26 protein-coding genes are annotated in these 25,000 nt (G+C 65.6%); 16 read left to right on the top strand and 10 right to left on the bottom strand.

Annotated features, from left to right (window positions below):
• The first annotated feature begins 23 nt into the window (after nucleotides 1-23).
• From metG to ACAW63_RS11685, 4 genes are all read left to right on the top strand, one after another.
• Nucleotides 24-2,057, top strand: a complete 2,034-nt coding sequence (metG, locus tag ACAW63_RS11700; protein WP_371233819.1) for a methionine--tRNA ligase — start codon at nucleotides 24-26, stop codon at nucleotides 2,055-2,057.
• Between the two features lie 165 nt (nucleotides 2,058-2,222).
• Entirely contained in the window at nucleotides 2,223-2,552 is a 330-nt protein-coding gene (locus ACAW63_RS11695) for a hypothetical protein (protein ID WP_275610629.1), read from the top strand.
• Nucleotides 2,552-3,667, top strand: a complete 1,116-nt coding sequence (locus ACAW63_RS11690) for a glutathionylspermidine synthase family protein (protein WP_371233817.1) — start codon at nucleotides 2,552-2,554, stop codon at nucleotides 3,665-3,667. Before ACAW63_RS11695 ends, ACAW63_RS11690 begins: the two co-directional genes overlap by 1 nt.
• Before the next feature lie 9 nt (nucleotides 3,668-3,676).
• Entirely contained in the window at nucleotides 3,677-4,075 is a 399-nt protein-coding gene (locus ACAW63_RS11685; protein ID WP_371233815.1) for a DUF350 domain-containing protein, read from the top strand.
• Here ACAW63_RS11685 and ACAW63_RS11680 read toward each other — a convergent pair.
• On the bottom strand, nucleotides 4,069-4,599 hold the full coding sequence (locus ACAW63_RS11680) for a hypothetical protein (RefSeq protein ID WP_371233814.1): 531 nt from the start codon (nucleotides 4,597-4,599) through the stop codon (nucleotides 4,069-4,071). The genes ACAW63_RS11685 and ACAW63_RS11680 overlap by 7 nt on opposite strands.
• 207 nt (nucleotides 4,600-4,806) lie before the next feature.
• Here ACAW63_RS11680 and rsxA point away from each other — a divergent pair, with 207 nt between their 5' ends.
• From rsxA to ACAW63_RS11640, 8 genes are all read left to right on the top strand, one after another.
• Nucleotides 4,807-5,391, top strand: coding sequence for an electron transport complex subunit RsxA (gene rsxA, locus ACAW63_RS11675; protein ID WP_371233812.1), 585 nt, complete (start codon nucleotides 4,807-4,809; stop codon nucleotides 5,389-5,391).
• Nucleotides 5,388-5,954 carry an electron transport complex subunit RsxB gene (rsxB, locus tag ACAW63_RS11670; protein ID WP_371233810.1) on the top strand — a complete coding sequence of 189 codons (567 nt, stop codon included), beginning with the start codon at nucleotides 5,388-5,390 and terminating at the stop codon, nucleotides 5,952-5,954. The genes rsxA and rsxB overlap by 4 nt, the downstream gene beginning before the upstream one ends.
• A complete protein-coding gene (gene rsxC, locus ACAW63_RS11665; protein WP_371233807.1) occupies nucleotides 5,951-8,272 on the top strand; it encodes an electron transport complex subunit RsxC in 2,322 nt (773 codons plus the stop codon). The genes rsxB and rsxC overlap by 4 nt, the downstream gene beginning before the upstream one ends.
• Nucleotides 8,269-9,306, top strand: coding sequence for an RnfABCDGE type electron transport complex subunit D (locus ACAW63_RS11660; protein WP_371233805.1), 1,038 nt, complete (start codon nucleotides 8,269-8,271; stop codon nucleotides 9,304-9,306). Before rsxC ends, ACAW63_RS11660 begins: the two co-directional genes overlap by 4 nt.
• A gap of 1 nt (nucleotide 9,307) precedes the next feature.
• Nucleotides 9,308-9,961: an electron transport complex subunit RsxG gene (gene rsxG, locus ACAW63_RS11655; RefSeq protein WP_371233803.1), complete on the top strand. Its 654-nt coding sequence runs from the start codon at nucleotides 9,308-9,310 to the stop codon at nucleotides 9,959-9,961.
• Nucleotides 9,954-10,670 (top strand): electron transport complex subunit E, encoded by a 717-nt coding sequence (locus ACAW63_RS11650; RefSeq protein ID WP_371233801.1) that lies wholly within the window; start codon nucleotides 9,954-9,956, stop codon nucleotides 10,668-10,670. Before rsxG ends, ACAW63_RS11650 begins: the two co-directional genes overlap by 8 nt.
• Complete coding sequence (gene nth, locus ACAW63_RS11645) at nucleotides 10,667-11,305, top strand: endonuclease III (protein WP_275610620.1); 639 nt, start codon at nucleotides 10,667-10,669, stop codon at nucleotides 11,303-11,305. The genes ACAW63_RS11650 and nth overlap by 4 nt, the downstream gene beginning before the upstream one ends.
• A 107-nt stretch (nucleotides 11,306-11,412) precedes the next feature.
• A complete protein-coding gene (locus ACAW63_RS11640; protein ID WP_081517714.1) occupies nucleotides 11,413-11,595 on the top strand; it encodes a PA3496 family putative envelope integrity protein in 183 nt (60 codons plus the stop codon).
• 452 nt (nucleotides 11,596-12,047) lie between these two features.
• On the opposite strand, the gene ppnN is transcribed toward ACAW63_RS11640, so the two are convergent.
• From ppnN to ACAW63_RS11620, 4 genes are all read right to left on the bottom strand, one after another.
• Nucleotides 12,048-13,439 carry a nucleotide 5'-monophosphate nucleosidase PpnN gene (ppnN, locus tag ACAW63_RS11635; protein ID WP_371233799.1) on the bottom strand — a complete coding sequence of 464 codons (1,392 nt, stop codon included), beginning with the start codon at nucleotides 13,437-13,439 and terminating at the stop codon, nucleotides 12,048-12,050.
• 298 nt (nucleotides 13,440-13,737) lie between these two features.
• A complete protein-coding gene (gene gloA / locus ACAW63_RS11630; RefSeq protein ID WP_275610619.1) occupies nucleotides 13,738-14,130 on the bottom strand; it encodes a lactoylglutathione lyase in 393 nt (130 codons plus the stop codon).
• A gap of 94 nt (nucleotides 14,131-14,224) precedes the next feature.
• Nucleotides 14,225-15,442, bottom strand: a complete 1,218-nt coding sequence (locus ACAW63_RS11625; protein ID WP_275611901.1) for an argininosuccinate synthase — start codon at nucleotides 15,440-15,442, stop codon at nucleotides 14,225-14,227.
• A gap of 133 nt (nucleotides 15,443-15,575) precedes the next feature.
• Nucleotides 15,576-16,604, bottom strand: a complete 1,029-nt coding sequence (locus ACAW63_RS11620; protein ID WP_371233797.1) for an OmpA family protein — start codon at nucleotides 16,602-16,604, stop codon at nucleotides 15,576-15,578.
• A 139-nt stretch (nucleotides 16,605-16,743) separates the two neighbouring features.
• On the opposite strand from ACAW63_RS11620, the gene pyrC reads away from it, so the two are divergent.
• Together pyrC and rnt are read left to right on the top strand one after the other, a co-directional pair.
• Nucleotides 16,744-17,790, top strand: coding sequence for a dihydroorotase (pyrC, locus tag ACAW63_RS11615; protein ID WP_371233795.1), 1,047 nt, complete (start codon nucleotides 16,744-16,746; stop codon nucleotides 17,788-17,790).
• Nucleotides 17,787-18,467 (top strand): ribonuclease T, encoded by a 681-nt coding sequence (gene rnt, locus ACAW63_RS11610; RefSeq protein WP_275610616.1) that lies wholly within the window; start codon nucleotides 17,787-17,789, stop codon nucleotides 18,465-18,467. Before pyrC ends, rnt begins: the two co-directional genes overlap by 4 nt.
• 149 nt (nucleotides 18,468-18,616) lie before the next feature.
• Here rnt and ACAW63_RS11605 read toward each other — a convergent pair whose 3' ends face one another.
• Nucleotides 18,617-19,219 carry a peroxiredoxin gene (locus ACAW63_RS11605; protein ID WP_371233792.1) on the bottom strand — a complete coding sequence of 201 codons (603 nt, stop codon included), beginning with the start codon at nucleotides 19,217-19,219 and terminating at the stop codon, nucleotides 18,617-18,619.
• A gap of 279 nt (nucleotides 19,220-19,498) precedes the next feature.
• On the opposite strand from ACAW63_RS11605, the gene ACAW63_RS11600 reads away from it, so the two are divergent.
• Entirely contained in the window at nucleotides 19,499-19,714 is a 216-nt protein-coding gene (locus tag ACAW63_RS11600; RefSeq protein WP_275610614.1) for a bacterioferritin-associated ferredoxin, read from the top strand.
• 220 nt (nucleotides 19,715-19,934) lie between these two features.
• Nucleotides 19,935-20,411: a bacterioferritin BfrB gene (gene bfrB, locus ACAW63_RS11595; RefSeq protein WP_275610613.1), complete on the top strand. Its 477-nt coding sequence runs from the start codon at nucleotides 19,935-19,937 to the stop codon at nucleotides 20,409-20,411.
• 48 nt (nucleotides 20,412-20,459) lie between these two features.
• On the opposite strand, the gene ACAW63_RS11590 is transcribed toward bfrB, so the two are convergent.
• The 4 genes from ACAW63_RS11590 to ACAW63_RS11575 all read right to left on the bottom strand — a co-directional run bounded on the left by ACAW63_RS11590 (nucleotide 20,460) and on the right by ACAW63_RS11575 (nucleotide 24,878).
• The gene (locus ACAW63_RS11590; protein WP_371233791.1) at nucleotides 20,460-21,623 is read right to left on the bottom strand and encodes an MFS transporter; all 1,164 of its coding nucleotides are present in this window, start codon (nucleotides 21,621-21,623) and stop codon (nucleotides 20,460-20,462) included.
• 61 nt (nucleotides 21,624-21,684) lie between these two features.
• Entirely contained in the window at nucleotides 21,685-22,011 is a 327-nt protein-coding gene (gene grxD / locus ACAW63_RS11585; RefSeq protein WP_275610611.1) for a Grx4 family monothiol glutaredoxin, read from the bottom strand.
• Nucleotides 22,012-22,143: 132 nt separating this feature from the next.
• Entirely contained in the window at nucleotides 22,144-24,237 is a 2,094-nt protein-coding gene (locus tag ACAW63_RS11580; RefSeq protein ID WP_371233789.1) for a molybdopterin oxidoreductase family protein, read from the bottom strand.
• Between the two features lie 203 nt (nucleotides 24,238-24,440).
• Complete coding sequence (locus tag ACAW63_RS11575) at nucleotides 24,441-24,878, bottom strand: hypothetical protein (RefSeq protein WP_371233787.1); 438 nt, start codon at nucleotides 24,876-24,878, stop codon at nucleotides 24,441-24,443.
• Nucleotides 24,879-25,000: the final 122 nt, after the last annotated feature.

Here is a 25,000-nt window from a genome sequence, read left to right as displayed (position 1 = left end):
TTTAACCGGAACGGCCGATCATCATGTCCGAAGCCCGCAAGATCCTCGTCACCAGCGCCCTGCCCTACGCCAATGGTTCGATCCACCTGGGTCACATGCTGGAGTACATCCAGACCGACATCTGGGTGCGTTTCCAGAAGATGCGTGGCAACCAGGCGGTGTACGTGTGCGCGGACGACGCCCACGGCTCGGCCATCATGCTGCGCGCCGAGCGCGAAGGCATCACCTCCGAGCAGCTGATCGACGCCGTGCGCGCCGAGCACATGGCGGACTTCGCCGACTTCCAGGTGAACTTCGACAACTACTACTCGACCCACTCGGACGAGAACCGCGAGCTGTCGTCGGCCATCTATGTGAAGCTGCGCGAAGCCGGCCACATCGCCACTCGTCCGGTGACCCAGTACTTCGACCCGGAAAAGCAGATGTTCCTGGCCGACCGCTTCATCAAGGGCACCTGCCCCAAGTGCGGCACCGCCGACCAGTACGGCGACAACTGCGAAGCCTGTGGCGCGACCTACTCGCCCACCGAGCTGAAGGACCCGAAGTCCGCGATTTCCGGCGCCACCCCGGTGCTCAAGGAGTCGCTGCACTACTTCTTCAAGCTCCCCGACTTCGACGCCATGCTCAAGCAGTGGACCCGCAGCGGCGCCCTGCAGGAGTCGGTGGCCAACAAGATCGCCGAATGGCTGGATTCCGGCCTGCAGGAGTGGGACATCAGCCGTGACGCGCCGTACTTCGGCTTCGAGATCCCCGATGCGCCGGGCAAGTACTTCTACGTCTGGCTGGACGCGCCGATCGGCTACATGGCCAGCTTCAAGAACCTCTGCGCGCGCCGTCCGGAACTGGACTTCGATTCCTACTGGAAGAAGGACTCCGACGCCGAGCTGTACCACTTCATCGGCAAGGACATCGTCAACTTCCACGCGCTGTTCTGGCCGGCCATGCTCGAAGGCGCCGGCTACCGCAAGCCGACCGCACTGAACGTGCACGGCTACCTGACCGTCAACGGCCAGAAGATGTCCAAGTCGCGCGGCACCTTCGTCAAGGCGCGCACCTACCTGGACCACCTGGACCCGGAATACCTGCGCTACTACTACGCCTCCAAGCTGGGCCGTGGCGTGGACGACCTCGACCTGAACCTCGAGGACTTCGTGCAGAAGGTCAATTCCGACCTGGTCGGCAAGGTCGTGAACATCGCCAGCCGTTGCGCCGGCTTCATCCACAAGGGCAACAACGGCCTGCTGGTGGACGCAAGCCCTGCGCCGGAGCTGGTCGAGTCCTTCAAGACCGCCGCGCCGAGCATCGCCGCCGCCTACGAGGCCCGTGACTTCGGCCGCGCCATGCGCGAGATCATGGCCCTGGCCGACCAGGCCAACGCCTGGATCGCCGACAAGGCGCCCTGGTCGCTGAACAAGCAGGAAGGCAAGCAGGACGAAGTCCAGGCCATCTGCGCCCTGGGCGTGAACCTGTTCCGCCAGCTGGTGATCTTCCTCAAGCCGGTGCTGCCGAAGCTGGCCGAAGCCGCCGAAGCCTTCCTCAACGTCGCCCCGCTGAAGTGGGCCGACCACGAGCAACTGCTGGCCAACCACCAACTGAACCCGTTCAACCCGCTTATGACCCGTATCGAGCCCGCGAAAATCGAAGCCATGATCGAAGCCTCCAAGGAAGACCTCGCCGCCGCCAACAAGCCCGCCGGTAATGGCGAACTGGTGAAAGACCCACTGGCCGCGGAGATCAACTTCGACGCCTTCGCCGCCGTCGACCTGCGCATCGCGCTGATCGAGAAGTGCGAGTTCGTCGAGGGCGCGGACAAACTGCTGCGCCTGTCCCTGGACATCGGCGACGAGAAGCGCAACGTGTTCTCCGGCATCAAGAGCGCCTACCCGGACCCGAGCAAGCTCGAAGGCCGCCTGACCCTGTACGTGGCCAACCTGGCCCCGCGCAAGATGAAGTTCGGCATCTCCGAAGGCATGGTCCTGGCTGCCGGCCCCGGCGGCGAAGAGATCTACCTGCTGAGCCCCGACAGCGGCGCCAAGCCGGGTCAGCGCGTCAAGTAAGACCCTAGCCTCCACGAAAACGCCGGCAGATTGCCGGCGTTTTCGTGTGCGACAGGCATCACTTCTGCCTGCGGTGGATAATCGCTAGACTCGCCCCTCAAGGACTCAACGCACGCGCAAGGACCTGCCGACGCTGCCTCCCCGCAGCGCCCTGGGCGCCCGACCATGAAGAAATCCAATCTCGTCTTCACCACCCTGCTCACCGGCGGGGTGCTCTACAGCGTGCTGCACCACAACCCGGTGTACCGCGACCTCTACGCCAACCGCGAAGACTGCCTGAAGGACTGGGGCACTACGCCCAACGCCTGCGAACCCGAGCCCTCCAGCAGCGGTGGTTCCGGCGGCTACAGCGGCAGCTCCGGCCGCTATCGCGGACCGAGCTACGAGGAAGGCTCGCGCCCGAAGACCGCGCAGACCTACCAGGTGCAGTCGCGCCAGTTGGTCACCCGCGGTGGCTTCGGCCACTCCGGTGCCCGCTTCTCCGGGGGTGGCTGATGCGCCGCCTGGCCATGACGCCGCGCGCCGACTGGCGCGAGCGCTGCGAGGCGGTCGGCTTCACCTTCCACAGCATCGACGGCCGTTACTGGGACGAGTCGGTGGCCTATGAATTCAGCCTCGAACAGATCGAGACGCTGGAGGCCGCCAGCGAGGACCTGCACCAGCGCTACCTGGAATGTGTCGAGTGGGTGATCCGTACCGGCCACTTCGAACCCTTCCGCCTGCCGCCGGGCGCACGTGAGGAAATCATCCGCTCCTGGCAGCGCCAGGACCCGAGCCTCTATGGCCGCTTCGACTTCGCCTGGAATGGCAAGGGCGAGCCGAAGATGCTGGAGTACAACGCCGACACCCCCACCGGCCTGCTGGAGGCCAGCGTGGTGCAGTGGCAGTGGCTGAATGACATGAACCCGGCCGCCGACCAGTTCAACTCGCTGCACGAGAAGCTGATCGAGCGCTGGAAGGCCATCGCGCCCGACGGCACACTGCACTTCACCGCCATCGACGGCCACGAGGAAGACACCGGCAACGTCCTCTACCTGCTCGACACCGCGCACCAGGCCGGCTTGCCGACGCGCTACCTGCCGCTGGAGTTCATCGGCCACCACGCCGCGCGCGGCACCTTCATCGACCAGTACGAGCAGGACATCCGCCACTGCTTCAAGCTCTACCCCTGGGAATGGCTGCTGCAGGACAGCTTCGCCGAGCACCTGGAGCGCAGCGGCATCCGCTTCCTGGAGCCGGCGTGGAAGCTGCTGATGTCGAGCAAGGCCATGCTGCCGATCCTCTGGAAGCTCAACCCCAGGCACCCCAACCTGCTACCGGCCAGCTACCGCCAGGACATCCCCGGCGCCTATGTGCGCAAGCCGCTGTATTCGCGCGAGGGCGAGAACATCCGCATCGTCGCCGGCGACCTGCAACTGGAAAGCGACGGCCCCCACGCCGACGCACCCTGCATCTACCAGGGCTACGCACCGCTGGCCAACCACGACGGCAACTACGCCGTGCTCGGCTGCTGGGTGATCGACGGCCAGGCCGCGGGCCTGGGCATCCGTGAGGACTCCAGCCCCATCACCCGCGACAGCAGCCGCTTCGTTCCCCACTATTTCGTCTGAGGATCCGCCATGAACCTGCTGCAGACCCTGCCCAACTTCCTCGCCTACTTCGCCTCGGCCATCGGCCTGTTCGGGCTGTTCACCCGCCTCTACCTGCGCCTGACGCCCTACGCGGAAATCCAGCTGATTCGCCAGGGCAACATCAGCGCCGCGGTGGCCCTGGTGGGCACCCTGCTCGGCTTCGCCCTGCCGCTCTCCAGCGCCATCGCCCACAGCGTCAGCCTGATCGACATGCTGGTCTGGGGCGTGATCGCCATGCTGGTGCAGGTGCTGGTGTTCCTCGGCCTGTCGCGCCTGGTGCCGGAACTCAAGGACGGCATCGCAAGCAACACCCTCGCCCACGGCGTGCTGCTCGGCGGCGCTTCGCTCAGCGTGGGGCTGCTCAACGCCGCCTGCATGACCTATTGAGCGACCTCGCAGTCCACGTCCCCGCCGCCCATGTGCTCGAAGCCTTCCAGATAGAGGCAGGAGCTGTCCGCGGCGCAGTCCTGCAGCGAGGCGTTGCTCAGGTTCGGCAGCGAGGTGGCGTCCTCCAGGTTCACCTCCGGGAAGATGTCCGCCACCTCCTCCGCCGTCATCAGCTTGTCGAAGGTGACGGTCACCGATTGCAGGCGACCGTACTCCCAGTCCAGCTGCACCTCCGAGATGCGCGGATTCAACTGCCTCACCGCCGCGGCCGGCAACTGCGGGCCGGCATAGCTGAGGTCCGTGCCATTGCAGGCATCGCCCCAGTTGCTCATCTGCTTGCTGGCGGCGCAGCTGAACTGCGGATCGGCCTGCCCGGTGCGCTGTTCCAGCAGGCAGGCGAAATCGGCCACGCCCACGCGCGGCCAGGTGACCAGGTCGGCGGTCGTGAATGGCGCGGCAGTGGCCAGGCCGCTGGAAAACAGCAGACAGAGGACGATGAAACTCCTGGGCAGGCTTCTGGGCATGGCAACTTCCATGAAGGGAACTGATTGATTCCACGGGCAAAGATACTCCTCCGGCCGGCCCCGGCCCCGCAACCGATTTCCGGGAGTTACAATTGTCCACCTCGCTTCTTGTACATGACCTATGCGCCCTCGCTGCCATCAACCTGCCTACCGCCGGTATCCGAGCATGAATCGCCTCCCTTCGCGCCCAGCCAGGAGGGCCCGGCGATGACCGAACTCGCCCTGATCCTGGTCAGCGCCATCCTGGTCAACAACTTCGTGCTGGTGCAGTTCCTCGGCCTGTGCCCGTTCATGGGCGTGTCGCGCAAGATCGAGACCGCCATCGGCCTGTCCCTGGCCACCACCTTCGTCCTCACCCTCGCCTCGGTGTGCAGCTACATCCTGCAACGCTACGTTTTGCAGCCGCTGGACCTGGAATTCCTGCGCACCATCGGCTTCATCCTGGTGATCGCCGTGGTGGTGCAATTCACCGAACTGCTGGTGAAGAAGAGCAGCCCGCTGCTGTACCGCGTGCTGGGTATCTTCCTGCCGCTGATCACCACCAACTGCATCGTCCTGGGCGTGGCGCTGCTCAACGCCAACAAGCCCGAATACGGTTTCCTGCAGTCCACCCTGCAGGGCTTCGGCGCGGGGCTGGGTTTCTCCCTGGTGCTGGTGCTGTTCGCCGCCCTGCGTGAGCGCATCGCCATCGCCGACGTGCCCAGGCCGTTCCAGGGCGCCGCCATCGGCATGATCACCGCCGGGCTGATGTCCCTGGCCTTCATGGGCTTCACCGGGTTGCTCAAGCCATGAGCGCGGTGCTGCTCGCCGTCGCCATCGTCGCCCTGCTCTGCCTCGCCAGCGGCGCGCTGCTGGGCTATGCGGCGGTGCGCCTGAAGGTGGAAGGCGACCCGGTGGCCGAACAGATCAACGCCCTGCTGCCGCAGACCCAGTGCGGCCAGTGCGGCTACGCCGGCTGCAAGCCCTACGCCCAGGCCATCGCGGCGGGCGACGCGATCAACAAGTGCCCGCCCGGTGGCGCCGCCACCATCGCCGCCCTCGCCGACCTGCTGGACGTCGAGCCGCAGCCGCTGGACGCCGCCGGGGAAACCCCGCCACGCGTGGCCTACATCCGCGAGGCCGAGTGCATCGGCTGCACCAAGTGCATCCGCGCCTGCCCGGTGGACGCCATCGTCGGCGCGGCCAAGCTGATGCACACGGTGATCATCGACGAATGCACCGGCTGCGACCTGTGCCTGGAACCCTGCCCGGTGGACTGCATCGAGATGCACGAGCTGCCGGTGCGCGTCAGCGACTGGAAGTGGCCGCTGCCGGACACCCGGCTGATCGCCAGCGATCGGGAGCAGGCGGCATGAATGCGCAGGTCTGGAGCTTCCCCGGCGGCATCCATCCACCGGAGAACAAGCAGCAGTCCACGGCAACGCCGATCCAGCAAGCGCCGCTGCCACGCCTGCTGGTGCTGCCGCTGCAGCAACACATCGGCGAGCCGGCGCGGCCCTGCGTGGACGTCGGCCAGCGCGTGCTCAAGGGGCAACGCATCGCCGAGCCGGGCAGCGCCATCAGCGCCGCCCTGCACGCGCCCACCTCCGGCACCGTGGTCGCGCTGGGCGAACAGCCTTACCCGCACGCCTCCGGGCTGACGGCGCCGGCCATCGTCATCGACAGCGACGGCCAGGATGAATGGGCTGAGCTCGCGCCCTGCCCCGAGTATGCGTCTCTCTCCGCGGTCGAACTGCTGGAGCGCATCCGCCACGCCGGCATCGCCGGGCTGGGTGGTGCCGGCTTCCCCACCGCCGCCAAGCTGGCCACGCGCCCGCAGGACGACCTGTACACCCTGGTCATCAACGGCGCCGAATGCGAGCCCTACATCAGCGCCGACGACCTGTTGATGCGCGAGCGCGCGACGGAACTGGTGCAAGGCATCGACATCCTCGTGCACATCCTCCAGCCCGATCAGGTGCTGATTGGCATCGAGGACAACAAGCCCGAGGCGCTGGCCGCCGTGCAGGCCGCCATCGGCGAACGCAAGGTCACCCTGCGGGCGATCCCGACCAAGTATCCGTCCGGCGGCGAACGCCAGCTGATCCAGATTCTCACCGGCCGCGAAGTCCCCTCCGGCGGCCTGCCGGCGGACATCGGCATGCTCTGCGTGAACGTCGGCACCGCGGTGGCCGTGGCCGACGCCGTGCTACGCGGCCGGCCGCTGATCTCGCGCATTACCACCCTGACCGGCGCGGCCCTGGAGCGCCCCTGCAACGTCGAGGCGATGCTCGGCACGCCGGTGGGCGAGCTGCTGGATTTCGCCGGCCTCGACCGTTCGAAGCTGGACCGCCTGATCCTCGGCGGCCCGCTGATGGGTATCAGCCTGCCGTCGCTGGACGTGCCGCTGATCAAGACCAGCAACTGCCTGCTGGCGGCCAGCCGCGCGGAACTGCCACCGCCACCACCGGCCATGCCCTGCATCCGTTGTGGCGACTGCGCCCAGGTCTGCCCTGCCAGCCTGCTGCCGCAGCAGCTGCACTACTTCGCCCTCGGTGCGGAGCACGAGCAGTTGCAGGCGCACAACCTGTTCGACTGCATCGAGTGCGGCGCCTGCGCCTACGTCTGTCCGTCGAGCATCCCGCTGGTGCAGTACTACCGCGCGGTCAAGGCCGACATCCGTGAGCTGCAACAGCGCCAGCTGAAGGCCGAACAGTCGCGCCTGCGCTTCGAGCAGCGCCAGGAGCGTCTACGCCGCGAGGAAGAACAGCGCGCTGCCGAGCGCCTGGCCCGCCAGGAGCGCGCCGCACAGGTACAGGCGAACGAGGCCAAGGTAGAAGCGACGGCTCCGGCGGCCCAATCGGTGATCGAGCGGGTGAAGGCCGAAAAGGCCGTAGGCAATGCGCCGGACCAGCTCAAGCGGTTGAAGATCGACGCGAGCATGGCCCAGGTCGCCCTGAAGAAGGCCGAGAAGCAACTGGCCGCCCACGACACCGAACAACTGCGCGCCCAGGTCGCCGAACTGCGCAGCGCTGCCGAGCAGGCCAAGGCGGCGCTGGCCACTGCCGAAGCCGCGGATGCGAGCCCCGCACCGGCGCCCGCCGCCCCGGCCGATAACGAAGCGGCGTTGAAGAAAGCGAAGATCGATGCCGCCATGGCCCGCGCCCAACTGAAGAAATCCGAAAAAGCCTTCGGCGAGACGCCCACAGACGAACAACGCGCCACCCTCGCCGCCCTGCGCGAGGACGTCGAACGCATTGAGCAGCGCCTGAGCGAGCTGCAATCCGCCGCCGTACCGGCCCCGCGAACCAGCGAACCCGCCGACGGCGTACTCGCCTTGCGCCAGGCCAAGCAGGATTACGTGGCCCAACGCGACGCCCTGCGCCAGGCCGAGCGCGACGGCGCCTCCGAGGAGGAACTGGCCTCGGTGCGCCAGACACTCGCTGCAGCAGAACAGGCCCTGCACGCCGCCGAAGACGCCAGCGGCAAGGCGCCGCCGGAGCTGGTACGCACCGACAAGCGCCCGGTCAGCGCCGCCCTGCGCGCCGCCAAGACCGAACTGGCCTACGCCCGCGCCGACCTGAAGAAACTCGAACGCGAAGGCGCCGGCGAAGACACCCTGGCCACTGCCCGCGTCCGCCTGCAAGCGGCCGAACGCGCCGTGGCAGATGCCAGCGGTGAGGAATCCCGATGAAGCTGCTCCGAATCACCTCGCCCCACGCCACCGGCAGCAACCGCACGCAGAAGGTCATGCTGACCCTGCTGGCCGCCTGCACGCCGGGTGCCCTGGTGCTGATCGGCCTGTACGGCGTCGGCACGCTGTTCAACCTGCTCTGGTGCAGCCTGATCGCGCTGGCCAGCGAGGCGGCGATGCTCAAGCTGCGCAACCGCCCGCTGGATTTCTTCCTCAAGGACGGCAGCGCACTGGTCACCGCCGTGCTGCTCGCCCTCGCCCTGCCGCCCTATGCGCCCTGGTGGTTGAGCGGGATCGCCACGGTGTTCGCCCTGGTGTTCGGCAAGCACCTGTATGGCGGCCTCGGGCAGAACCCGTTCAACCCGGCGATGGTCGGCTACGTGGTGGTGCTGGTGTCCTTCCCGCTGCAGATGAGCCAATGGCCGTCGCCGGACAGCGCGCCGGGCTTCGCCGAAGGACTGCGGCAGATCGTCGGCATCCCCAACCAGGCGCCGGATGCCTGGGTCGGCGCCACCGTGCTGGATGCGGTGCGCAACAACAACAGCCTGACCATGGACGAGCTGGTGGCGCAGTCCAGCGCCTTCGGCCATATCGGCGGGCGCGGCGTCGAGCTGGTCAACCTGGCTTTCCTCGCCGGCGGGCTGTTCCTGCTCTGGCGCAAGCTGTTCACCTGGCACGCGCCGCTGGGCATGCTCGGCGCGCTGTTCGTCATGGCCCTGCTGTTCTGGAACGGTTCCGGCTCGGATTCCCACGGCTCGCCGCTGCTGCATCTGTTCAGCGGCGCGACCATGCTTGGCGCCTTCTTCATCGTCACCGACCCGGTATCCGGCGCCACCAGCAACCGTGGCCGGCTGGTGTTCGGCATCGGTGTCGGCGTGCTCACCTACGTGATCCGCGCCTGGGGCGGCTACCCGGACGGTGTGGCCTTCGCCGTACTGTTGATGAACCTCGCCGCGCCGACCATCGATTACTACACACGCCCGCGCACCTACGGGCACAAGAAGCCCGAGCGCGGCTTCAAGGTGGGGGACTGACATGTCCGACGCCAACCGCTCGATGCTCAAGAATGCCCTGGTGCTCGGCCTGTTCGCCGTGGTCACGGTGGGCGTGGTGGCGCTGGTCCACCAGTTCACCGCGCAGCGTATCGACGACGCCCAGCGCGAAGCACGCGGCCGCGCCCTGCTGGAACTGCTGCCGGCGGGCAGCTATGACAACCACCCGCTGGACAGCCAGGTCGACGCCTTCGATCCCAAGCTGCTCGGCCGCAACGAGCCCGCGCCCGCTTTCGTCGCGCGCCGCCAGGGCCAGGCCACCGCCGTGATCCTCCAGGCCTCCGCGCCGGACGGCTACAGCGGCGCCATCCAGCTGCTGGTGGGCGTCACCGCCGAAGGCCGGCTGCTCGGCGTGCGCGTCGTGGCGCACAAGGAAACCCCGGGGCTGGGCGACAAGATCGAGCTGGGCAAGAGCGACTGGCTGCATGGCTTCGACGGTCGCTCGCTGAGCGATCCGGGGGATGCCGGCTGGCGAGTGAAGAAGGACGGCGGCCAGTTCGACCAGTTCGCCGGCGCCACCGTCACCCCGCGCGCGGTGGTGAAGGCCACGCACAAGGCGCTGCAATACTTCGACGCGCACAAGGCCGAACTGCTCGCGCCCGCCGCGCAACCGGCCGCAGGAGAGAGCCATGAGTGATCCCGGCTACCGCGAACTGGCCCTGCAGGGCCTGTGGAAGAACAACCCGGGCCTGGTACAACTGCTCGGCCTGTGCCCGCTGCTGGGCACCAGCAACTCCATGGTCAACGCCCTCGGCCTTGGCCTGGCGACGATCTTCGTGCTGGCCTGCTCCAATGCCGCCGTGGCGCTGATCCGTGGTTCGGTGAGCGAAGCCGTGCGCCTGCCCGCCTTCGTCCTGATCATCGCCGCGCTGACCACCTGCATCGAGCTGCTGATGCAGGCCTGGACCTATGAGCTGTACCAGATTCTCGGCATCTTCATCCCGCTGATCACCACCAACTGCGTGATCCTCGGCCGCGCCGAAGCCTTCGCCTCGCGTCACGGCGTGGCGCGCTCGGCCTTCGACGGCCTGATGATGGGCGCCGGCTTCGCCCTGGTACTGCTGGTGGTGGGCACGCTGCGCGAACTGCTCGGCCACGGCACCCTGCTGGCCAACATGAACCTGCTGTTCGGTCCGGCGGCGGCTGCCTGGAAGATCCAGCTATTCGCGGACTACCAGGGCTTCCTGCTGGCCATCCTGCCGCCCGGCGCCTTCCTGGTGCTGGGCCTGCTGATCGCACTGAAAAACCGTATCGATGAAAGCCTGGCGGAACGCGCCAAGGCGCAGGCGGGCGACGTACCCGCGACCGAGCGCCAACGCGTCCGCGTGACCGGAGTGATTGAATGAACGCCGCCAAGCGCGCGGAGATTTTCCGCCGACTGCGAGAAGACAACCCCAACCCCGAGACCGAACTGGCCTACAGCACGCCCTTCGAGCTGCTGATCGCGGTGGTGCTCTCCGCCCAGGCCACCGACGTCGGGGTGAACAAGGCCACGGCCAGGCTCTACCCGGTGGCCAACACCCCGGAAGCCATCTACGCCCTGGGCGTGGAGGGGCTGTCGGAGTACATCAAGACCATCGGCCTGTACAACAGCAAGGCGAAGAACGTCATCGAGACCTGCCGCATCCTCATCGAGAAGCACGGCAGCCAGGTGCCGGACAATCGCGAAGACCTCGAGGCCCTGCCCGGCGTCGGCCGCAAGACCGCCAACGTGGTGCTCAACACCGCCTTCCGACAGCCGGCGATGGCGGTGGACACCCACATCTTCCGCGTCGCCAACCGCACGGGGATAGCGCCGGGCAAGAATGTGCTGGAAGTCGAGAAGAAACTGCTGAAGTTCGTACCCAAGGAATACCTGCTCGACGCACACCACTGGCTGATCCTGCACGGGCGCTACGTTTGCAAGGCGCGCAAGCCTCAGTGCGGCAGTTGCCGGATCGAAGACCTGTGCGAGTACAAGCACAAGACCTCGGACGATTGAGCGTTATGGGAAAAATCCTTCAGCTTCATTGAAAAAATCTTTTTTACCGCCCGGTCCTTTGTCGCTATAAGGGGCGCCAACACACCCCGTGTTGTGGAGTGCACCGAATGGCAAACGACAAAGAAGACCTCGAACTCGAGGACGATGTCAGCACAGACGACAGCGATGACGGCGCCGAAGCCTCGGCAGAGGTCGCCAAGACCAACCTGACCAAGCGCCGCATCATCGACAATTACCTGGAAGAGCGTCGCCTGCAGCGCCAACTGTCCGATTACGATTTCGATCTGTAAGCCTTCTCCTGAAAGCAAGACCTGTATGAAAAAGCCCCGCATCCTGGCGGGGCTTTTTGTTTTTTGCTCTGTGCAGGAACGCGCCATGCGCGCATACGGGAATACGACCCCAACTCACGCTTTGGCTCCTGCAGCCTTCCAGAGAAACATCCGCACGCTCCGGAATGCCCCTTTCAGGAGGCCGAAGGTGATCGGAGTTTCAGGGGTTGAGCGACATGGATGTCGCGAGAGCCGCGATGGGCCAGGGATGGCCCTTCGCGGCGGGCCCCTGAAACTCCGAAGAACCGAGGGTATTTTTCGCGAAGCGAAAAACCGGATGTCGGGGCAAGACCTTTGCCTACTTTGGGTCTTTCCAAAGTAGGTCGCCCGAGTGGGCGAAACAGAATCTCTCAGCACACACCGAAGCGGCGCAGGACACCTGATCAAGGCATCGCCGGCAAAGTCGGGGAGGCTTAGACCGCGACTCCGGCGCGCTGCACCACCCGATAGCACGGCTCATACGCCGCGCCGCCCGGCAGCTTCATCCGATGCTGCTCGACGAAGGCCTGCAGCAACGCATCCAGCGGCTCCATGATCGCCGCGTCGCCGTTGATCTCGTACGGGCCGAACTCCTCGATCAGGCGGATACCACGGTCCTTCACGTTGCCGGCGACGATGCCGGAGAACGCCCGGCGCAGGTTCGCCGCCAACTCGTGGGGCGGCACGTCGCAGCCCAGGTCCAGGCCCGCCATGTTCTCGTGGGTCGGCTCGAACGGACGCTGGAAGCCTTCGTCGATCTTCAGCAACCAGTTGAAGTGGTAGGCGTCGTTGCGCTCGCGGCGGAACTGCTTGACCCGCTTCAGGCCGTTGCTCATCTCCCGCGCCACTTCCGCCGGGTCGTCGATGATGATGCGGTAGCGCTGCTGCGCCGCCTCGCCCAGGGTCGCGCCGACGAAGGCGTGCAACTGCTCGATGTAAGCCGCGGCGCTGCGCGGGCCGGTGAGCACCAGTGGGAACGGCATGTCCTGGTTGTCCGGGTGCATCAGGATGCCCAGCAGGTAGAGGAATTCCTCCGCCGTGCCGACGCCGCCGGGGAACACGATGATGCCGTGGCCGACGCGGACGAAGGCCTCAAGGCGTTTCTCGATATCCGGCAGGATCACCAGTTCGTTGACGATGGGGTTCGGCGCCTCGGCGGCGATGATCCCAGGCTCCGTCAGGCCCAGGTAGCGGCCTTCGGTGTTGCGCTGCTTGGCGTGGCCGATGGTGGCGCCCTTCATCGGGCCCTTCATCACGCCCGGCCCGCAGCCGGTGCAGACATCGAGGCTGCGCAGGCCCAGTTCGTGGCCGACCTTCTTGGTGTACTTGTACTCGTTGGTGCTGATGGAGTGGCCACCCCAGCACACGACGATCTTCGGCTCAACGCCAGGGCGCAGCGCGCGGGCGTTACGCAACAGATGGAAGACGTAGTCGGTGATGCCGGCCGAGCTCTCCAGGTCGAAGCGCCGGCTGTTGAGTTCGTTCTGGGTGTAGACGATGTCGCGCAGGGCGCTGAACAGCATCTCGCGGGTGCTGGCGATCATCTCGCCGTCGACGAAGGCGTCGGCCGGGGCGTTGAACAGCTCCAGGCGCACGCCACGGTCCTGCTGGTGGATTTCCAGTTCGAAGTCGCGGTAGGCGTCGAGGATGTGCTTGGCGTTGTCGATCTGCGTGCCGGTGTTGAGGATGGCCAGGGCACACTGGCGGAAGAGTTTGTAGCTGCTGCCCGAGCCCGCTTCGCTGAGCTGGTGCACTTCACGTTGGGAGAGGGTTTCGAGGCTGCCCTTGGGGCTGACCGAGGCATTGTTTACCGGTCTTGGGGACATACTGTATTCCTTGACTTAGGCTGCCGGACGCAGAGCGCCGGGCACCCGGAAAAATCGGTGCGGCCGTCCATCGGTCGTCATTATCGGAAGCGGTGCAGCGGGGATTGTCCGGCCCGTGCACGATGCTCCTCTGTCTCTGACAAGCAAATGGCGAAAACTGCTTCCGCAATCGACGCATCCGACGTCGATGCAAGATTGAGTATGACCGCTCCGGTGACTTTCTGATGACAGCCAATAAAGAAAAACCCCGCCTTCAAGGGCGGGGTTTCTCCAGAGACGAATCACAAGGAGCGGAAGATCAGTCCTTGCGCTGCGGCGAGAGCAGCTCGATCTTGTAGCCGTCCGGGTCCTCGACGAAGGCCAGGATGCTGGTGCCGTGCTTCATCGGGCCCGGCTCGCGGGTGATCTTGCCGCCGCGGGAGCGGATGTCCTCGCAGGCCTTGTAGACGTCCGCCACTTCCAGGGCGATGTGGCCGTAGCCGGTGCCCAGCTCGTACTGGTCCACGCCCCAGTTGTAGGTCAGTTCGATCACGCTGTTCTCGTCTTCGCTGCCGTAGCCGACGAACGCCAGGGTGAACTGGCCGTCCGGATAATCCTTGCGGCGCAGCAGGGTCATGCCCAGGACTTCGGTGTAGAAGGCGATGGATTTGTCCAGATCGCCGACGCGCAGCATGGTGTGCAGCAGTCTCATCGATTCTTCCTCTTCAGGCGCCCCGGATGCGGGGCCTATAAACGCAAACCCCGGCTCGTGGCCGGGGTTCGCTTGTCACGGGGTCACCAGCTTATCAGAACAGCTTGCGGCCCTTGTTCGCGGCGATACGCATGCGCAGCGCGTTGAGCTTGATGAAGCCCGCGGCATCGGCCTGGTTGTAGGCGCCGCCGTCTTCCTCGAAGGTCGCGATGTTGGCGTCGAACAGCGAGTCGTCGGACTTGCGGCCGACCACGATGACGTTGCCTTTGTAGAGCTTCAGGCGCACGACGCCGTTCACGTGCTCCTGGGAAGCATCGATCATCTGCTGGAGCATCTCGCGCTCCGGGCTCCACCAGTAGCCGGTGTAGATCAGCTTGGCGTAGCGCGGCATCAGCTCGTCCTTCAGGTGAGCGACTTCGCGGTCCAGGGTGATCGACTCGATGGCGCGGTGCGCCTTGAGCATGATGGTGCCGCCGGGGGTCTCGTAGCAGCCGCGCGACTTCATGCCGACGTAGCGGTTCTCGACGATGTCCAGACGACCGATGCCGTTGGCGCCGCCGATGCGGTTCAGCTCGGTCAGTACCTGGGCCGGGGTCATGTCCTTGCCGTCGATGGCGACGATGTCGCCCTTGCGGTAGGTCAGCTCGATGTAGGTCGCAGCGTCAGGGGCCTTCTCCGGGGAGACGGTCCACTTCCACATGTCTTCTTCGTGCTCGGTCCAGGTGTCTTCCAGCACGCCGCCTTCATAGGAGATGTGCAGCAGGTTGGCATCCATGGAGTACGGCGACTTCTTCTTGCCGTGGCGCTCGATCGGGATGTTGTGGGATTCGGCGTAGTCCATCAGCTTCTCGCGGGACAGCAGGTCCCACTCGCGCCAGGGAGCGATCACCTTCACGCCCGGCTTCAGCGCGTAGGCGCCCAGCTCGAAGCGAACCTGGTCGTTGCCCTTGCCGGTGGCGCCGTGGGAGATGGCGTCAGCGCCGGTGGCGTTGGCGATCTCGATCAGGCGCTTGGCGATCAGCGGACGGGCGATGGAAGTACCCAGCAGGTACTCGCCTTCGTAGACGGTGTTGGCACGGAACATCGGGAAGACGAAGTCGCGGACGAACTCTTCTCGCAGGTCCTCGATGAAGACCTCTTTCACGCCCATCTGCTTGGCCTTGGCGCGGGCCGGCTCGACCTCCTCGCCCTGCCCCAGGTCGGCAGTGAAGGTCACCACTTCACAGTTATAGGTATCCTGCAGCCACTTCAGAATTACGGAGGTGTCCAGGCCACCGGAATACGCCAGGACTACCTTCTTCACGTCCGCCATGCCACTCAACTCCACGGGGGTTGTCACGAAAGGGATCGATTCTACTGCCCGCCCAGGATAATTTACAGAGGCGCGACAGCTTTTGACGACAAAGCGACAAATACTATCGTCGGTGCGACTCGCTGCCGCAGGCTCAGCCCTTGGGCGCCGCCGGAGGTGTCGCAGGCGGTGTGGCAGCCTTGGTGGCGGGCGCCGCCGGAGCGGCAGGAGCCGCGGCCTTCGCCGGGGCACTGGCGCTGGGTGTCGGCGCGGCGGGCGCCGAGGCGGTGGGTGCAACAGGAGCCGTCGGCGCCTCGGCCGGTGACTCCTCGGGAATCACTTCGCGGGACAGGTTCACCGTCACCCGGCGATTGCGCGCCCGGTTGGCTTCGGAGTTGTTCTTCACCAACGGATAACGTTCGCCATAGAAGCGCACGACGATCTGCGACTCCGGCACGCCATTGGCCTTGAGATATTCCATCACTGCGAGAGCACGACGGCGCGACGTGTCGCGATTGACCAGGCGATTACCACTGTTGTCGGAATGACCGTCGATCTCGATGTGGTTCACGCTCGGGTCGGCCCTCAGGTACTGCAGGATGATGTCCAGCTTGGCGCGGCCCAGGGCGTCGAGTTCGGTGCCACCGGGGAAACCGATCTGGCTCTGCCGGACCTGGTCGAAATTGACCGGCAGCATCTTCGCCGAACAATCCTGGAACTGCGCGTAGCCGGCGGCGAAGCGCGTCGGCAGCAAGCGCACCAGCAAGCGATCGCCGTCCCGAGTACGGTGCCGCACTTCCGGCGTGCGCCCTTCCAGCAGGCCGCTGAGCAAGCGCCCGGCCTGCTGCTGGCTGCTGTTGAACGGCACCTCGCCGCCACTGACCTGCACCGCCCCCAGATTCAGGTCGCCCTGCCCCGGCCGCCACGGCGGCGCCGCGGCCAGCAGCGTTGCCGAGCCGCGCCCGAGCCAGTCCTGCGGTGACTTGAGACGGAAGATCGGCTGCTCGCCGGCGCGCCAGACGAACTCGCCCAGGCCGAAGCCCGCCACGCTCTGCGACAGCCGGCACTCGAACTGGTCGCCCGCCACCGTCCATTCGGCGCTTTCCAGACGCGGCTGGAACGTCAGCCCCCAGGCCGGGAGACTCGCGCAAAGTACGAGCAAGAGAAGAGATGGCTGGCGCACGGCGGTTCCACACAAGCAGAGATGGGGTCTCTGAATCTATCGGTCAGCCACGGCGAAACTTGATAGCGAGTGCCGCCGGCGGCCTTTTCCGGTAGCATTTCCCTACTTTCTCCGCTGCAACCGCCTCCCTGGAATCCGCATGTCCGACCGCCTGACACTCCTGCGCCCCGACGACTGGCACATCCACCTGCGCGACGGCGCCGCACTCGCGCAAACCGTCGGCGACGCCGCCCGCACCTTCGGCCGCGCCATCATCATGCCGAACCTGGTCCCGCCGGTGCGCAACGCCGTCGAAGCCGACGCCTACCGCCAGCGCATCCTCGCCGCCCGTCCGGCCGGCAGCCGCTTCGAGCCGCTGATGGTGCTGTACCTCACCGACCGCACCAGCGCCGAAGACGTGCGCACCGCCAAGGCCTCGGGGTATGTGCATGCCGCCAAGCTGTACCCGGCCGGCGCCACCACCAACTCCGACTCCGGCGTGACCAGCATCGACAACATCTTCCACGTGCTGGAAGCCATGGCCGAAGTCGGCCTGCCGCTGCTGGTGCATGGCGAGGTGACCCGCGCGGAGATCGACGTGTTCGACCGCGAGAAGCGCTTCATCGACGAGCACCTGACCCGTGTGGTCGAGCGCTTCCCGACCCTCAAGGTGGTTCTCGAGCACATCACCACCGGCGATGCCGCCGCCTTCGTCAAGGCCGCCCCGGCCAACGTCGGCGCCACCATCACCGCGCACCACCTGCTGTACAACCGCAACCACATGCTGGTCGGCGGTATCCGTCCGCACTTCTATTGCCTGCCGATCCTCAAGCGCAACACCCACCAGGAAGCCCTGCTGGATGCGGCCACCAGCGGCAGCCCGAAATTCTTCCTCGGCACGGACTCCGCGCCCCACGCGCGCCACGCCAAGGAAGCCGCCTGCGGTTGCGCCGGCTGCTACACCGCCTATGCCGCCATCGAGATGTACGCCGAGGCCTTCGAGCAGCGCAACGCGCTGGACAAGCTGGAAGCCTTCGCCAGCTTCCATGGCCCGGACTTCTACGGCCTGCCGCGCAACAGCGACCGCATCACCCTGGTGCGTGAAGAGTGGGAAGCCCCGGCGGCCCTGCCGTTCGGCGATTTCGAAGTGGTCCCGCTGCGTGCCGGCGAGAAGCTGCGCTGGCGCCTGCTGGAGACCGAGGCATGAGTGACGAGAACGAAATCTTCGAGGAAGAACTCGACGGTTCCTTCCCGCCCGGCCCGCGCCACCCGATGGCGCGCCGCTTCCGTGGTTACCTGCCGGTAGTCGTGGACGTGGAGACCGGTGGCTTCAACGCCGGCACCGACGCGCTGCTGGAAATCGCCGCCGTCACCATCGGCATGGACGAGAGCGGCTACCTGTTCCCTGAGCACACCTATTTCTTCCGTGTGGAGCCCTTCGAAGGCGCCAACATCGAGCAGGCCGCGCTGGAGTTCACCGGCATCAAGCTGGACCACCCGCTGCGCATGGCCGTGCCGGAAGAGCAGGCGCTGACCGAGATATTCCGTGGCGTGCGCAAGTCGCTGAAGTCCAACGGCTGCAAGCGGGCGATCCTGGTCGGCCACAACAGCAGCTTCGACCTGGGCTTCCTCAACGCCGCGGTAAACCGCAGCGGCGTGAAGCGCAACCCGTTCCACCCCTTCTCCAGCTTCGACACCGCGACGCTGGCCGGCCTCGCCTACGGCCAGACCGTACTGGCCAAGGCCTGCCAGACCGCCGGCATCGAGTTCGACAACCGCGAGGCCCACTCGGCGCGCTACGACACCGAGAAGACCGCCGAGCTGTTCTGCGGCATCGTCAACCGCTGGAAGGAATTCGGCGGCTGGATGGAAGACGAGGACTGATCCTCTCTTCCTGATCCCATGACAAAGCCCCGCTCAAGCGGGGCTTTTTCTTTCCTGCACGCAGGGCTTGCCGGCTTCCTGCGAAAAGCAATACTGCGCGCCCATGAAAAAGCCCCGCCGAAGCGGGGCTCTTTCATCACCGGGCAGCCTTACAGCTTGCTGGCATGCTGGGCCAGGTAGGCGGCAACGCCTTCCGGCGATGCGGTCATGCCGCTGTCGCCTTTCTTCCAGTTGGCCGGGCAGACTTCGCCGTGCTCTTCGGTGAACTGCAGGGCATCGACCAGACGCAGCAGTTCGTCCATGTTGCGGCCCAGCGGCAGGTCGTTGACGATCTGCGAACGCACCACACCATTCTGGTCGATCAGGAAGGCGCCACGGAACGCGACACCATCGGCGGACTCGACGTCATAGGCCTTGGCGATCTCATGGGTGATGTCGGCGGCCAGGGTGTACCTGACCGGGCCGATGCCGCCCTTGTCCACCGGGGTGTTACGCCAGGCGTTGTGGGTGAAGTGGGAGTCGATGGACACGCCGATCACTTCGACGTTGCGCGCCTGGAACTCGGGGATGCGACGGTCCAGAGCGATCAGCTCGGACGGGCAGACGAAGGTGAAGTCCAGCGGGTAGAAGAACACCAGGCCGTACTTGCCCTTGATGGCTTCGGACAGCACGAAGCTGTCGACGATTTCGCCGCTGCCGAGGACGGCGGCTACGTTGAAGTCGGGAGCTTTCTTACCTACGAGTACGCTCATTCCATGTCTCCTTCGGGGTGAGGACGTGAGGGAGTGCAAGATGCCCCGCCCAGTTCGAAGCAGCCGGACCGACGGGCCTTTCCACTCCAGTGGGCCGGCCATGATACACCGCCCTTTTCCGAGGCGCCCAGCGCTTTGCCCCATCGCCCCACAAGGCTAAGCCATTGACGGACATGACCATTTATCCGGTCATGGAAAAGCCCGCCCAGCAAACTTTGACAATCATTCTCATTAAGATTAGTATCGCCTCCAACAACCCCACAACGATGCGTAGTGCCCATGTACGTCTGCCTCTGCCAAGGTGTCACCGATACCCAGATCCGCGATGCGATCTACGAAGGCTGCTGCAATTACCGCGAAGTGCGTGAAAGCACCGGTGTCGGCACCCAGTGCGGCAAGTGCGCCTGCCTCGCCAAACAGGTCGTCCGCGAGACCCTGGGCGAACTGCAGAGCGCGCAGTCGATGAACTACTCCCTCGCCTACGCGGCAAGCTGATCGACGCGACTGACGGTCAATTCAGCAGAGATTCCGAAAAAAACCGGGCCATGCCCGGTTTTTTTATTCCTGAAATTCAGCGCCTTAACGCCGAATTGCGGAATGAAAACATTCGCATTCATATTCCTTTTTATAGCAAATTCAAGCACTTATGTTTGACAGTCAGTTATAAGAGGACCACACTTTCAGTCTCTCCCACTCCACACGGCAGGACACCGGCATGAAAGGCGACAAGAAAGTCATCCAGCACTTGAACAAGGTCCTCGGTAACGAGCTGATCGCCATCAACCAATATTTCCTGCACTCGCGCATGTGGAACGACTGGGGCCTGAAACGCCTCGGCGCGCACGAGTACCATGAGTCCATCGATGAGATGAAGCACGCTGACAAGCTCATCGAACGCATCCTGTTCCTCGAAGGCCTGCCCAACCTGCAGGACCTGGGCAAGCTGCTGATCGGCGAGAACACCCAGGAAATGCTGCAGTGCGACCTGAACCTGGAACTCAAGGCCTGCAAGGACCTGCGCGACGCCATCGTGCATTGCGAAAGCGTGCATGACTACGTGAGCCGCGACCTGCTCAAGAACATCCTCGAGTCCGAGGAAGAGCACATCGATTACCTGGAAACCCAGCTGGGCCTGATCCAGAAGGTCGGCCTGGAGAACTACCTGCAGTCGCACATGCACGAAGACGACTGATCAACGAAAAGGCACCGGCGCGGTTGTGGACGCCGGTGCCCTTCCCTCCTAGCCGTTCGCCTTCGGCGGGCGCCGCACCAGTGACGCCTTGAGCACCAGCCCGGCGCACAGCCCCACCACCACCAGCAATGACAGGCGCAGCCCCACGTGCTCGGCGAGGAAGCCGATCAGCGGCGGCCCCATCAGCAAGCCCCCGTAACCGAACCCCGCCACCGCCGCCACGCCTTTGGACGGTTCGATGCCCGGCCGATTGCCTGCCGCGCCGATCAGGATCGGTACCACCACCGACAGGCCTACGCCCACCAGGGCGAAGCCGGCGATAGCACTCGCTACCCAGGGGCTGAACAGCGCCAGCAACATGCCCGCGATGGCCAGCAACGCCAGGTTGCGCACCAAGGCCTCGTCGGCGAATCGTACACGCAGGCGATCGCCGAACAGCCGGCCCAGCACCATGGTCGCGGAGAACGCCGCGAAGCCCAGTGCCGCCAGACGCTCGGACGCGCCCATCACCTGATGCAGCAGCAAGGCGCCCCAGTCGGCGACCGCCCCTTCGGAAACGAACGCGCACGCCGTCAGCAATCCAAGACCGATCAGCGACAGTGGCGGCAGGCGCCAGCCACGTTGGGCTGGCGCCGCCTCCTCCGTGGGCTCCGGGCGCCCTTCGAACAGGTTGCGGGCAAAGAAGGGCAGTATTGCCACCGCGATCGCCGCCAGCAGGGTGAAATGCCACACAGGCGCCAGATCGGCGAAGGCCGCCGCGCCCACCGCACCGACCAGCCCGCCCAGGCTGTACATGCCATGCAAGCTGGCAATACACGGCCGGCCGAGGCGCCGCTCCACTTCCACCGCCTGGGTGTTCATCGCCACATCCATGGTGGCGAAGGTCAGGCCGACCACCAGAAAGCCCGCCGCCAGCTCCCACACGTTCTGCGCCAGGCCCAGCAGCGGGAAGCTGGCCATCAGCGCCAGACCGGAGACGACAGTGATCGCCCGGCTGCCGTAACGGCGCACCAGGGCGCCGGCGAAGATGAACGCCAGCAGCGCGCCAAAGCCCGCGCCCAGCAACGCCTGGCCCAGTTCCTGCTCGTCGACCCCGGTCATGCTCTTCAGGGCCGGTACCCGGCCCATCACGCTGCCGTGCACCATCCCGCCCATGGCGAAGCAGTATCCACAGGCCCAGCGGGCAGCGTTCGTCCGTGTTTGCTCAGTCATTTATTTCTTCCCAAAAACAAAGCCCCGCCGAAGCGGGGCTTTGTGCGACAGCACGAAAGACTCAGGCGTCGGCCTTGCCTACGGCGTCCTTGATCAGCGGCTGCAATTCGCCCTTTTCGAACATCTCGACCAGGATGTCGCTGCCGCCGACCAGCTCACCGCCGACCCACAGTTGCGGGAAGGTCGGCCAGTTGGCGTACTTGGGCAGGTTGGCGCGGATTTCCGGGTTCTGCAGGATGTCGACGTAGGCGAACTTCTCGCCGCATGCCATCAGCACTTGCGCAGCGCGGGCCGAGAAACCGCACTGCGGAGCGTTCGGCGAGCCCTTCATGTACAGCAGGACGGGGTTGTTGGCGATCTGTTCTTTGATGGTATCGATGATATCCATGAACTTCCTCGGCTGAACTATCAGATACTGACCCGGCATCGCCACAGGCGGCGTTTGGCCGGCACGGTTGCGCGCATTGTACTGCAAAGCCGAGCACTACGCTCGGCTTTGCAGGAGCACTGCGACAGCCTGTCAGGCCGCCTCGACCTCAACGGGCACGCCGTTCAGCGCCGTGTTGCCGGAGAGCGCATCCAGATGGCGCTCGTCGGTCAGGTCGTTGGCGCTGGCCCCGCCCTGCTCGCGAGCAATCGACAGTTGTACGCCCGGCCGCCCGTGCCCCCAGCCATGGGGCAGGCTGACCACGCCGGCCATTACCTCGTCGCTGGCCGCCACCTCGATCTCGATGCTGCCGACCCGCGAGCGCACCCGCACCTTCTGCCCGTCCGCCAGCCCGCGCGCCGCCAGGTCCCGCGGGTGCATGAGCAACTGGTGACGTGGCTTGCCCTTCACCAGGCGGTGATAGTTGTGCATCCAGGAATTGTTGCTGCGCACATGGCGGCGGCCGATCAGCAGCAGCTGGTCCGCTGTCGGCGCCTGGGTGTCGGCGAAGCGGCGCAGGTCGTTCAGCAGGATCTCCGGCGCCGCTTCGACCTGGCGGCTGGTGGTTTTCAGGCGCGCCGCAAGGTTGGGCTGCAGCGGGCCGAGGTCCAGCCCGTGGGGATGTTCCCGCAACCGCGCCAGGTTTAGCTTGTGCTCGGAGGCATCGCCATAGGGGCCGAAACGCAGGCCCATCTCGATCATCTGCTCCGGCGCCATGGTCGGTTTGAGTTCGCTGCCCATGCGTGCGGCATAGGCCTTGGCCAGCCCCACGAAGATTTCCCAGTCGTGCAGCGCGCCCTGCGGCTTGGGCAGCACCGCCTCGTTGAAGCGCGTGACGTTGCGCACCGCGAAGATATTGAAGGTGGTGTCGTAGTGATCGTGCTCCAGCGGCGCCGTGGGCGGCAGGATCAGGTCGGCGTAGCGGGTCGTCTCGTTGATATAGAGATCGACGCTGAGCATGAATTCCAGGCCATCCAGCGCCTGCTCCAGGCGCCGGCCGTTGGGCGTGGACAGCACCGGGTTGCCCGCCACCGTCACCAGCGCGCGGACCTGTCCGTCGCCGTCGGTGAGCATTTCTTCGGCCAGTGCCGCCACCGGCAGCTCGCCGCCGTACTCCGGCAGGCCGGAGACGCGGCTCTGCCAACGATTGAAGGCGCCACCGGAGGTGCTCGCCACCAGGTCCACCGCCGGCGTGGTGCACAGGGTGCCACCGACCCGGTCGAGGTTGCCGGTCAGCAGGTTGATCAGTTGCACCAGCCACTGGCAGAGACTGCCGAAGACCTGCGTGGAAACACCCATGCGGCCGTAGCAGACAGCCTTGTCGGCGGCGGCGAAATCCCGCGCCAACTGGCGGATGTCCTGGGCCGGCACGCCGCAGCGCTGCGCCATCGCCTCGACCTTGAATGGTTTCAGTGCCTCGCGCACGGCCGCAAGGCCGCTCACCGGCAGATGGCTCTCGCGGGTCAGCCCTTCGCTGAACAGCGTATCGAGGATACCCAGTAGCAACGCGGCGTCCTCGCCGGGACGGACGAACAGGTGCTGGTCGGCGATCGCGGCAGTTTCCGTGCGGCGCGGGTCGACCACCACGAGCTTGCCACCGCGCGCCTTCACGGCCTTCAGGCGCTTCTCCACGTCCGGCACGGTCATGATGCTGCCGTTGGACGCCAGCGGGTTGCCGCCGAGGATCAACATGAAATCGGTCTGGTCGATGTCCGGGATCGGGATCAGCAGGCCATGGCCGAACATCTGCTGGCTGACCAGGTGGTGCGGCAGCTGGTCCACGGAGGTCGCCGAGTAGCGGTTGCGCGTCTTCAGCTGGCCGAGGAAGTAGTTGCTGTGGGTCATCAGCCCGTAGTTGTGCACGCTGGGATTGCCCTGGTATACGGCGACGGCGTCGTTGCCATGGCGTTCACGGATATCCGCCAGTCGGGAGGCGACGAGTTCGAAAGCCTCGTCCCAGCCGATCGGTTGCCATTCACTGCCAACCCGACGAACCGGCTGACGCAGGCGGTCCGGGTCATTCTGGATGTCCTGCAGCGCCACGGCCTTGGGACAGACATGGCCACGGCTGAAGCTGTCCTGCGGATCGCCCTTGATCGAGAGGATGTGCTCGCCTTCGGTCTCGATGGTCAGGCCGCAGATGGCCTCGCACAGATGGCACGCACGGTGGTGGAGGGTCTTGCTCATGGCTCGCCTCGTCGTTGTTGTCGCCGGGGGCGCGTGGCACGCCGGTCGTCTTGTCGAGCAAGCACTATGGAGCGGGGATGCGACGAACGCCACTAGCGTCAGTCGGGTGAATCAGGGGGCATCAGAGGGGAGGATGGAAGGATTGCGCGGGGCCATGGCACCCGCGCAATGCGCCGACGGGATCACCCCGCCGGAGGGACGGATCAGTGAATGCTCTTGATCGAGCCCTTGTTGCCGGTGACCTTGACGTCGACCTTCTTGAAGAGGAAGTAATCCTGGACGTTCACTTCGTAGCGCGGCGCCACGATCAGGTCGGAGCCGGAGCTCTTCACCGCCTTGAAGGCAGCCGCCGCCTTGGCGCTGGAAATCGGATCGAAGGCGCCCAGGCCGAGGCCGCCGGACTCGCCGCCGTAGGTCACGCCGTCGGCGAACTGGGAGTCGCCGCCGAACTTCAGGAAACCAAACAGGATGTTGACCTGGGACTGACCACTGATGGTCTCGCCGACGGCGACATCGGCCTTCAGGCCGGTCTTGACCTCCTGGTCCAGCGCGGCGCTCGGCTGACTGATGTTGTAGGTGGTGCAACCGCTGGCAGTGGCGATCACGGCGGCGAAGGCAGCGGACATCCAGAACTTCTTCATGAAACAACTCCTTGAGGGATGAAACAGACAGGCCAACTTCCGAAGGCGGCGAAAAGCTATCAATCGCCCCAATGCCCCGTATGTCGGCCTCGTCCGTCCCCTCAGAGGGAAATTTCTGTGTC

The sequence above is a fragment of the Pseudomonas sp. QE6 genome (assembly GCF_041379005.1).
GTDB lineage: Bacteria > Pseudomonadota > Gammaproteobacteria > Pseudomonadales > Pseudomonadaceae > Pseudomonas.
The sequence above is the reverse complement of the archived record's forward strand: the minus strand, read 5'-3'. Positions and strand labels throughout refer to the sequence as shown.

Bases quoted from the DNA above. Each gene is read 5' to 3' on its own strand.
- metG (WP_371233819.1), top strand. From the start codon at position 24: ATGTCCGAAGCCCGCAAGATCCTCGTCACCAGCGCCCTGCCCTACGCC.
- ACAW63_RS11695 (WP_275610629.1), top strand. From the start codon at position 2,223: ATGAAGAAATCCAATCTCGTCTTCACCACCCTGCTCACCGGCGGGGTG.
- ACAW63_RS11690 (WP_371233817.1), top strand. From the start codon at position 2,552: ATGCGCCGCCTGGCCATGACGCCGCGCGCCGACTGGCGCGAGCGCTGC.
- ACAW63_RS11685 (WP_371233815.1), top strand. From the start codon at position 3,677: ATGAACCTGCTGCAGACCCTGCCCAACTTCCTCGCCTACTTCGCCTCG.
- ACAW63_RS11680 (WP_371233814.1), bottom strand. From the start codon at position 4,599: ATGCCCAGAAGCCTGCCCAGGAGTTTCATCGTCCTCTGTCTGCTGTTT.
- rsxA (WP_371233812.1), top strand. From the start codon at position 4,807: ATGACCGAACTCGCCCTGATCCTGGTCAGCGCCATCCTGGTCAACAAC.
- rsxB (WP_371233810.1), top strand. From the start codon at position 5,388: ATGAGCGCGGTGCTGCTCGCCGTCGCCATCGTCGCCCTGCTCTGCCTC.
- rsxC (WP_371233807.1), top strand. From the start codon at position 5,951: ATGAATGCGCAGGTCTGGAGCTTCCCCGGCGGCATCCATCCACCGGAG.
- ACAW63_RS11660 (WP_371233805.1), top strand. From the start codon at position 8,269: ATGAAGCTGCTCCGAATCACCTCGCCCCACGCCACCGGCAGCAACCGC.
- rsxG (WP_371233803.1), top strand. From the start codon at position 9,308: ATGTCCGACGCCAACCGCTCGATGCTCAAGAATGCCCTGGTGCTCGGC.
- ACAW63_RS11650 (WP_371233801.1), top strand. From the start codon at position 9,954: ATGAGTGATCCCGGCTACCGCGAACTGGCCCTGCAGGGCCTGTGGAAG.
- nth (WP_275610620.1), top strand. From the start codon at position 10,667: ATGAACGCCGCCAAGCGCGCGGAGATTTTCCGCCGACTGCGAGAAGAC.
- ACAW63_RS11640 (WP_081517714.1), top strand. From the start codon at position 11,413: ATGGCAAACGACAAAGAAGACCTCGAACTCGAGGACGATGTCAGCACA.
- ppnN (WP_371233799.1), bottom strand. From the start codon at position 13,439: ATGTCCCCAAGACCGGTAAACAATGCCTCGGTCAGCCCCAAGGGCAGC.
- gloA (WP_275610619.1), bottom strand. From the start codon at position 14,130: ATGAGACTGCTGCACACCATGCTGCGCGTCGGCGATCTGGACAAATCC.
- ACAW63_RS11625 (WP_275611901.1), bottom strand. From the start codon at position 15,442: ATGGCGGACGTGAAGAAGGTAGTCCTGGCGTATTCCGGTGGCCTGGAC.
- pyrC (WP_371233795.1), top strand. From the start codon at position 16,744: ATGTCCGACCGCCTGACACTCCTGCGCCCCGACGACTGGCACATCCAC.
- rnt (WP_275610616.1), top strand. From the start codon at position 17,787: ATGAGTGACGAGAACGAAATCTTCGAGGAAGAACTCGACGGTTCCTTC.
- ACAW63_RS11605 (WP_371233792.1), bottom strand. From the start codon at position 19,219: ATGAGCGTACTCGTAGGTAAGAAAGCTCCCGACTTCAACGTAGCCGCC.
- ACAW63_RS11600 (WP_275610614.1), top strand. From the start codon at position 19,499: ATGTACGTCTGCCTCTGCCAAGGTGTCACCGATACCCAGATCCGCGAT.
- bfrB (WP_275610613.1), top strand. From the start codon at position 19,935: ATGAAAGGCGACAAGAAAGTCATCCAGCACTTGAACAAGGTCCTCGGT.
- ACAW63_RS11590 (WP_371233791.1), bottom strand. From the start codon at position 21,623: ATGACTGAGCAAACACGGACGAACGCTGCCCGCTGGGCCTGTGGATAC.
- grxD (WP_275610611.1), bottom strand. From the start codon at position 22,011: ATGGATATCATCGATACCATCAAAGAACAGATCGCCAACAACCCCGTC.
- ACAW63_RS11580 (WP_371233789.1), bottom strand. From the start codon at position 24,237: ATGAGCAAGACCCTCCACCACCGTGCGTGCCATCTGTGCGAGGCCATC.
- ACAW63_RS11575 (WP_371233787.1), bottom strand. From the start codon at position 24,878: ATGAAGAAGTTCTGGATGTCCGCTGCCTTCGCCGCCGTGATCGCCACT.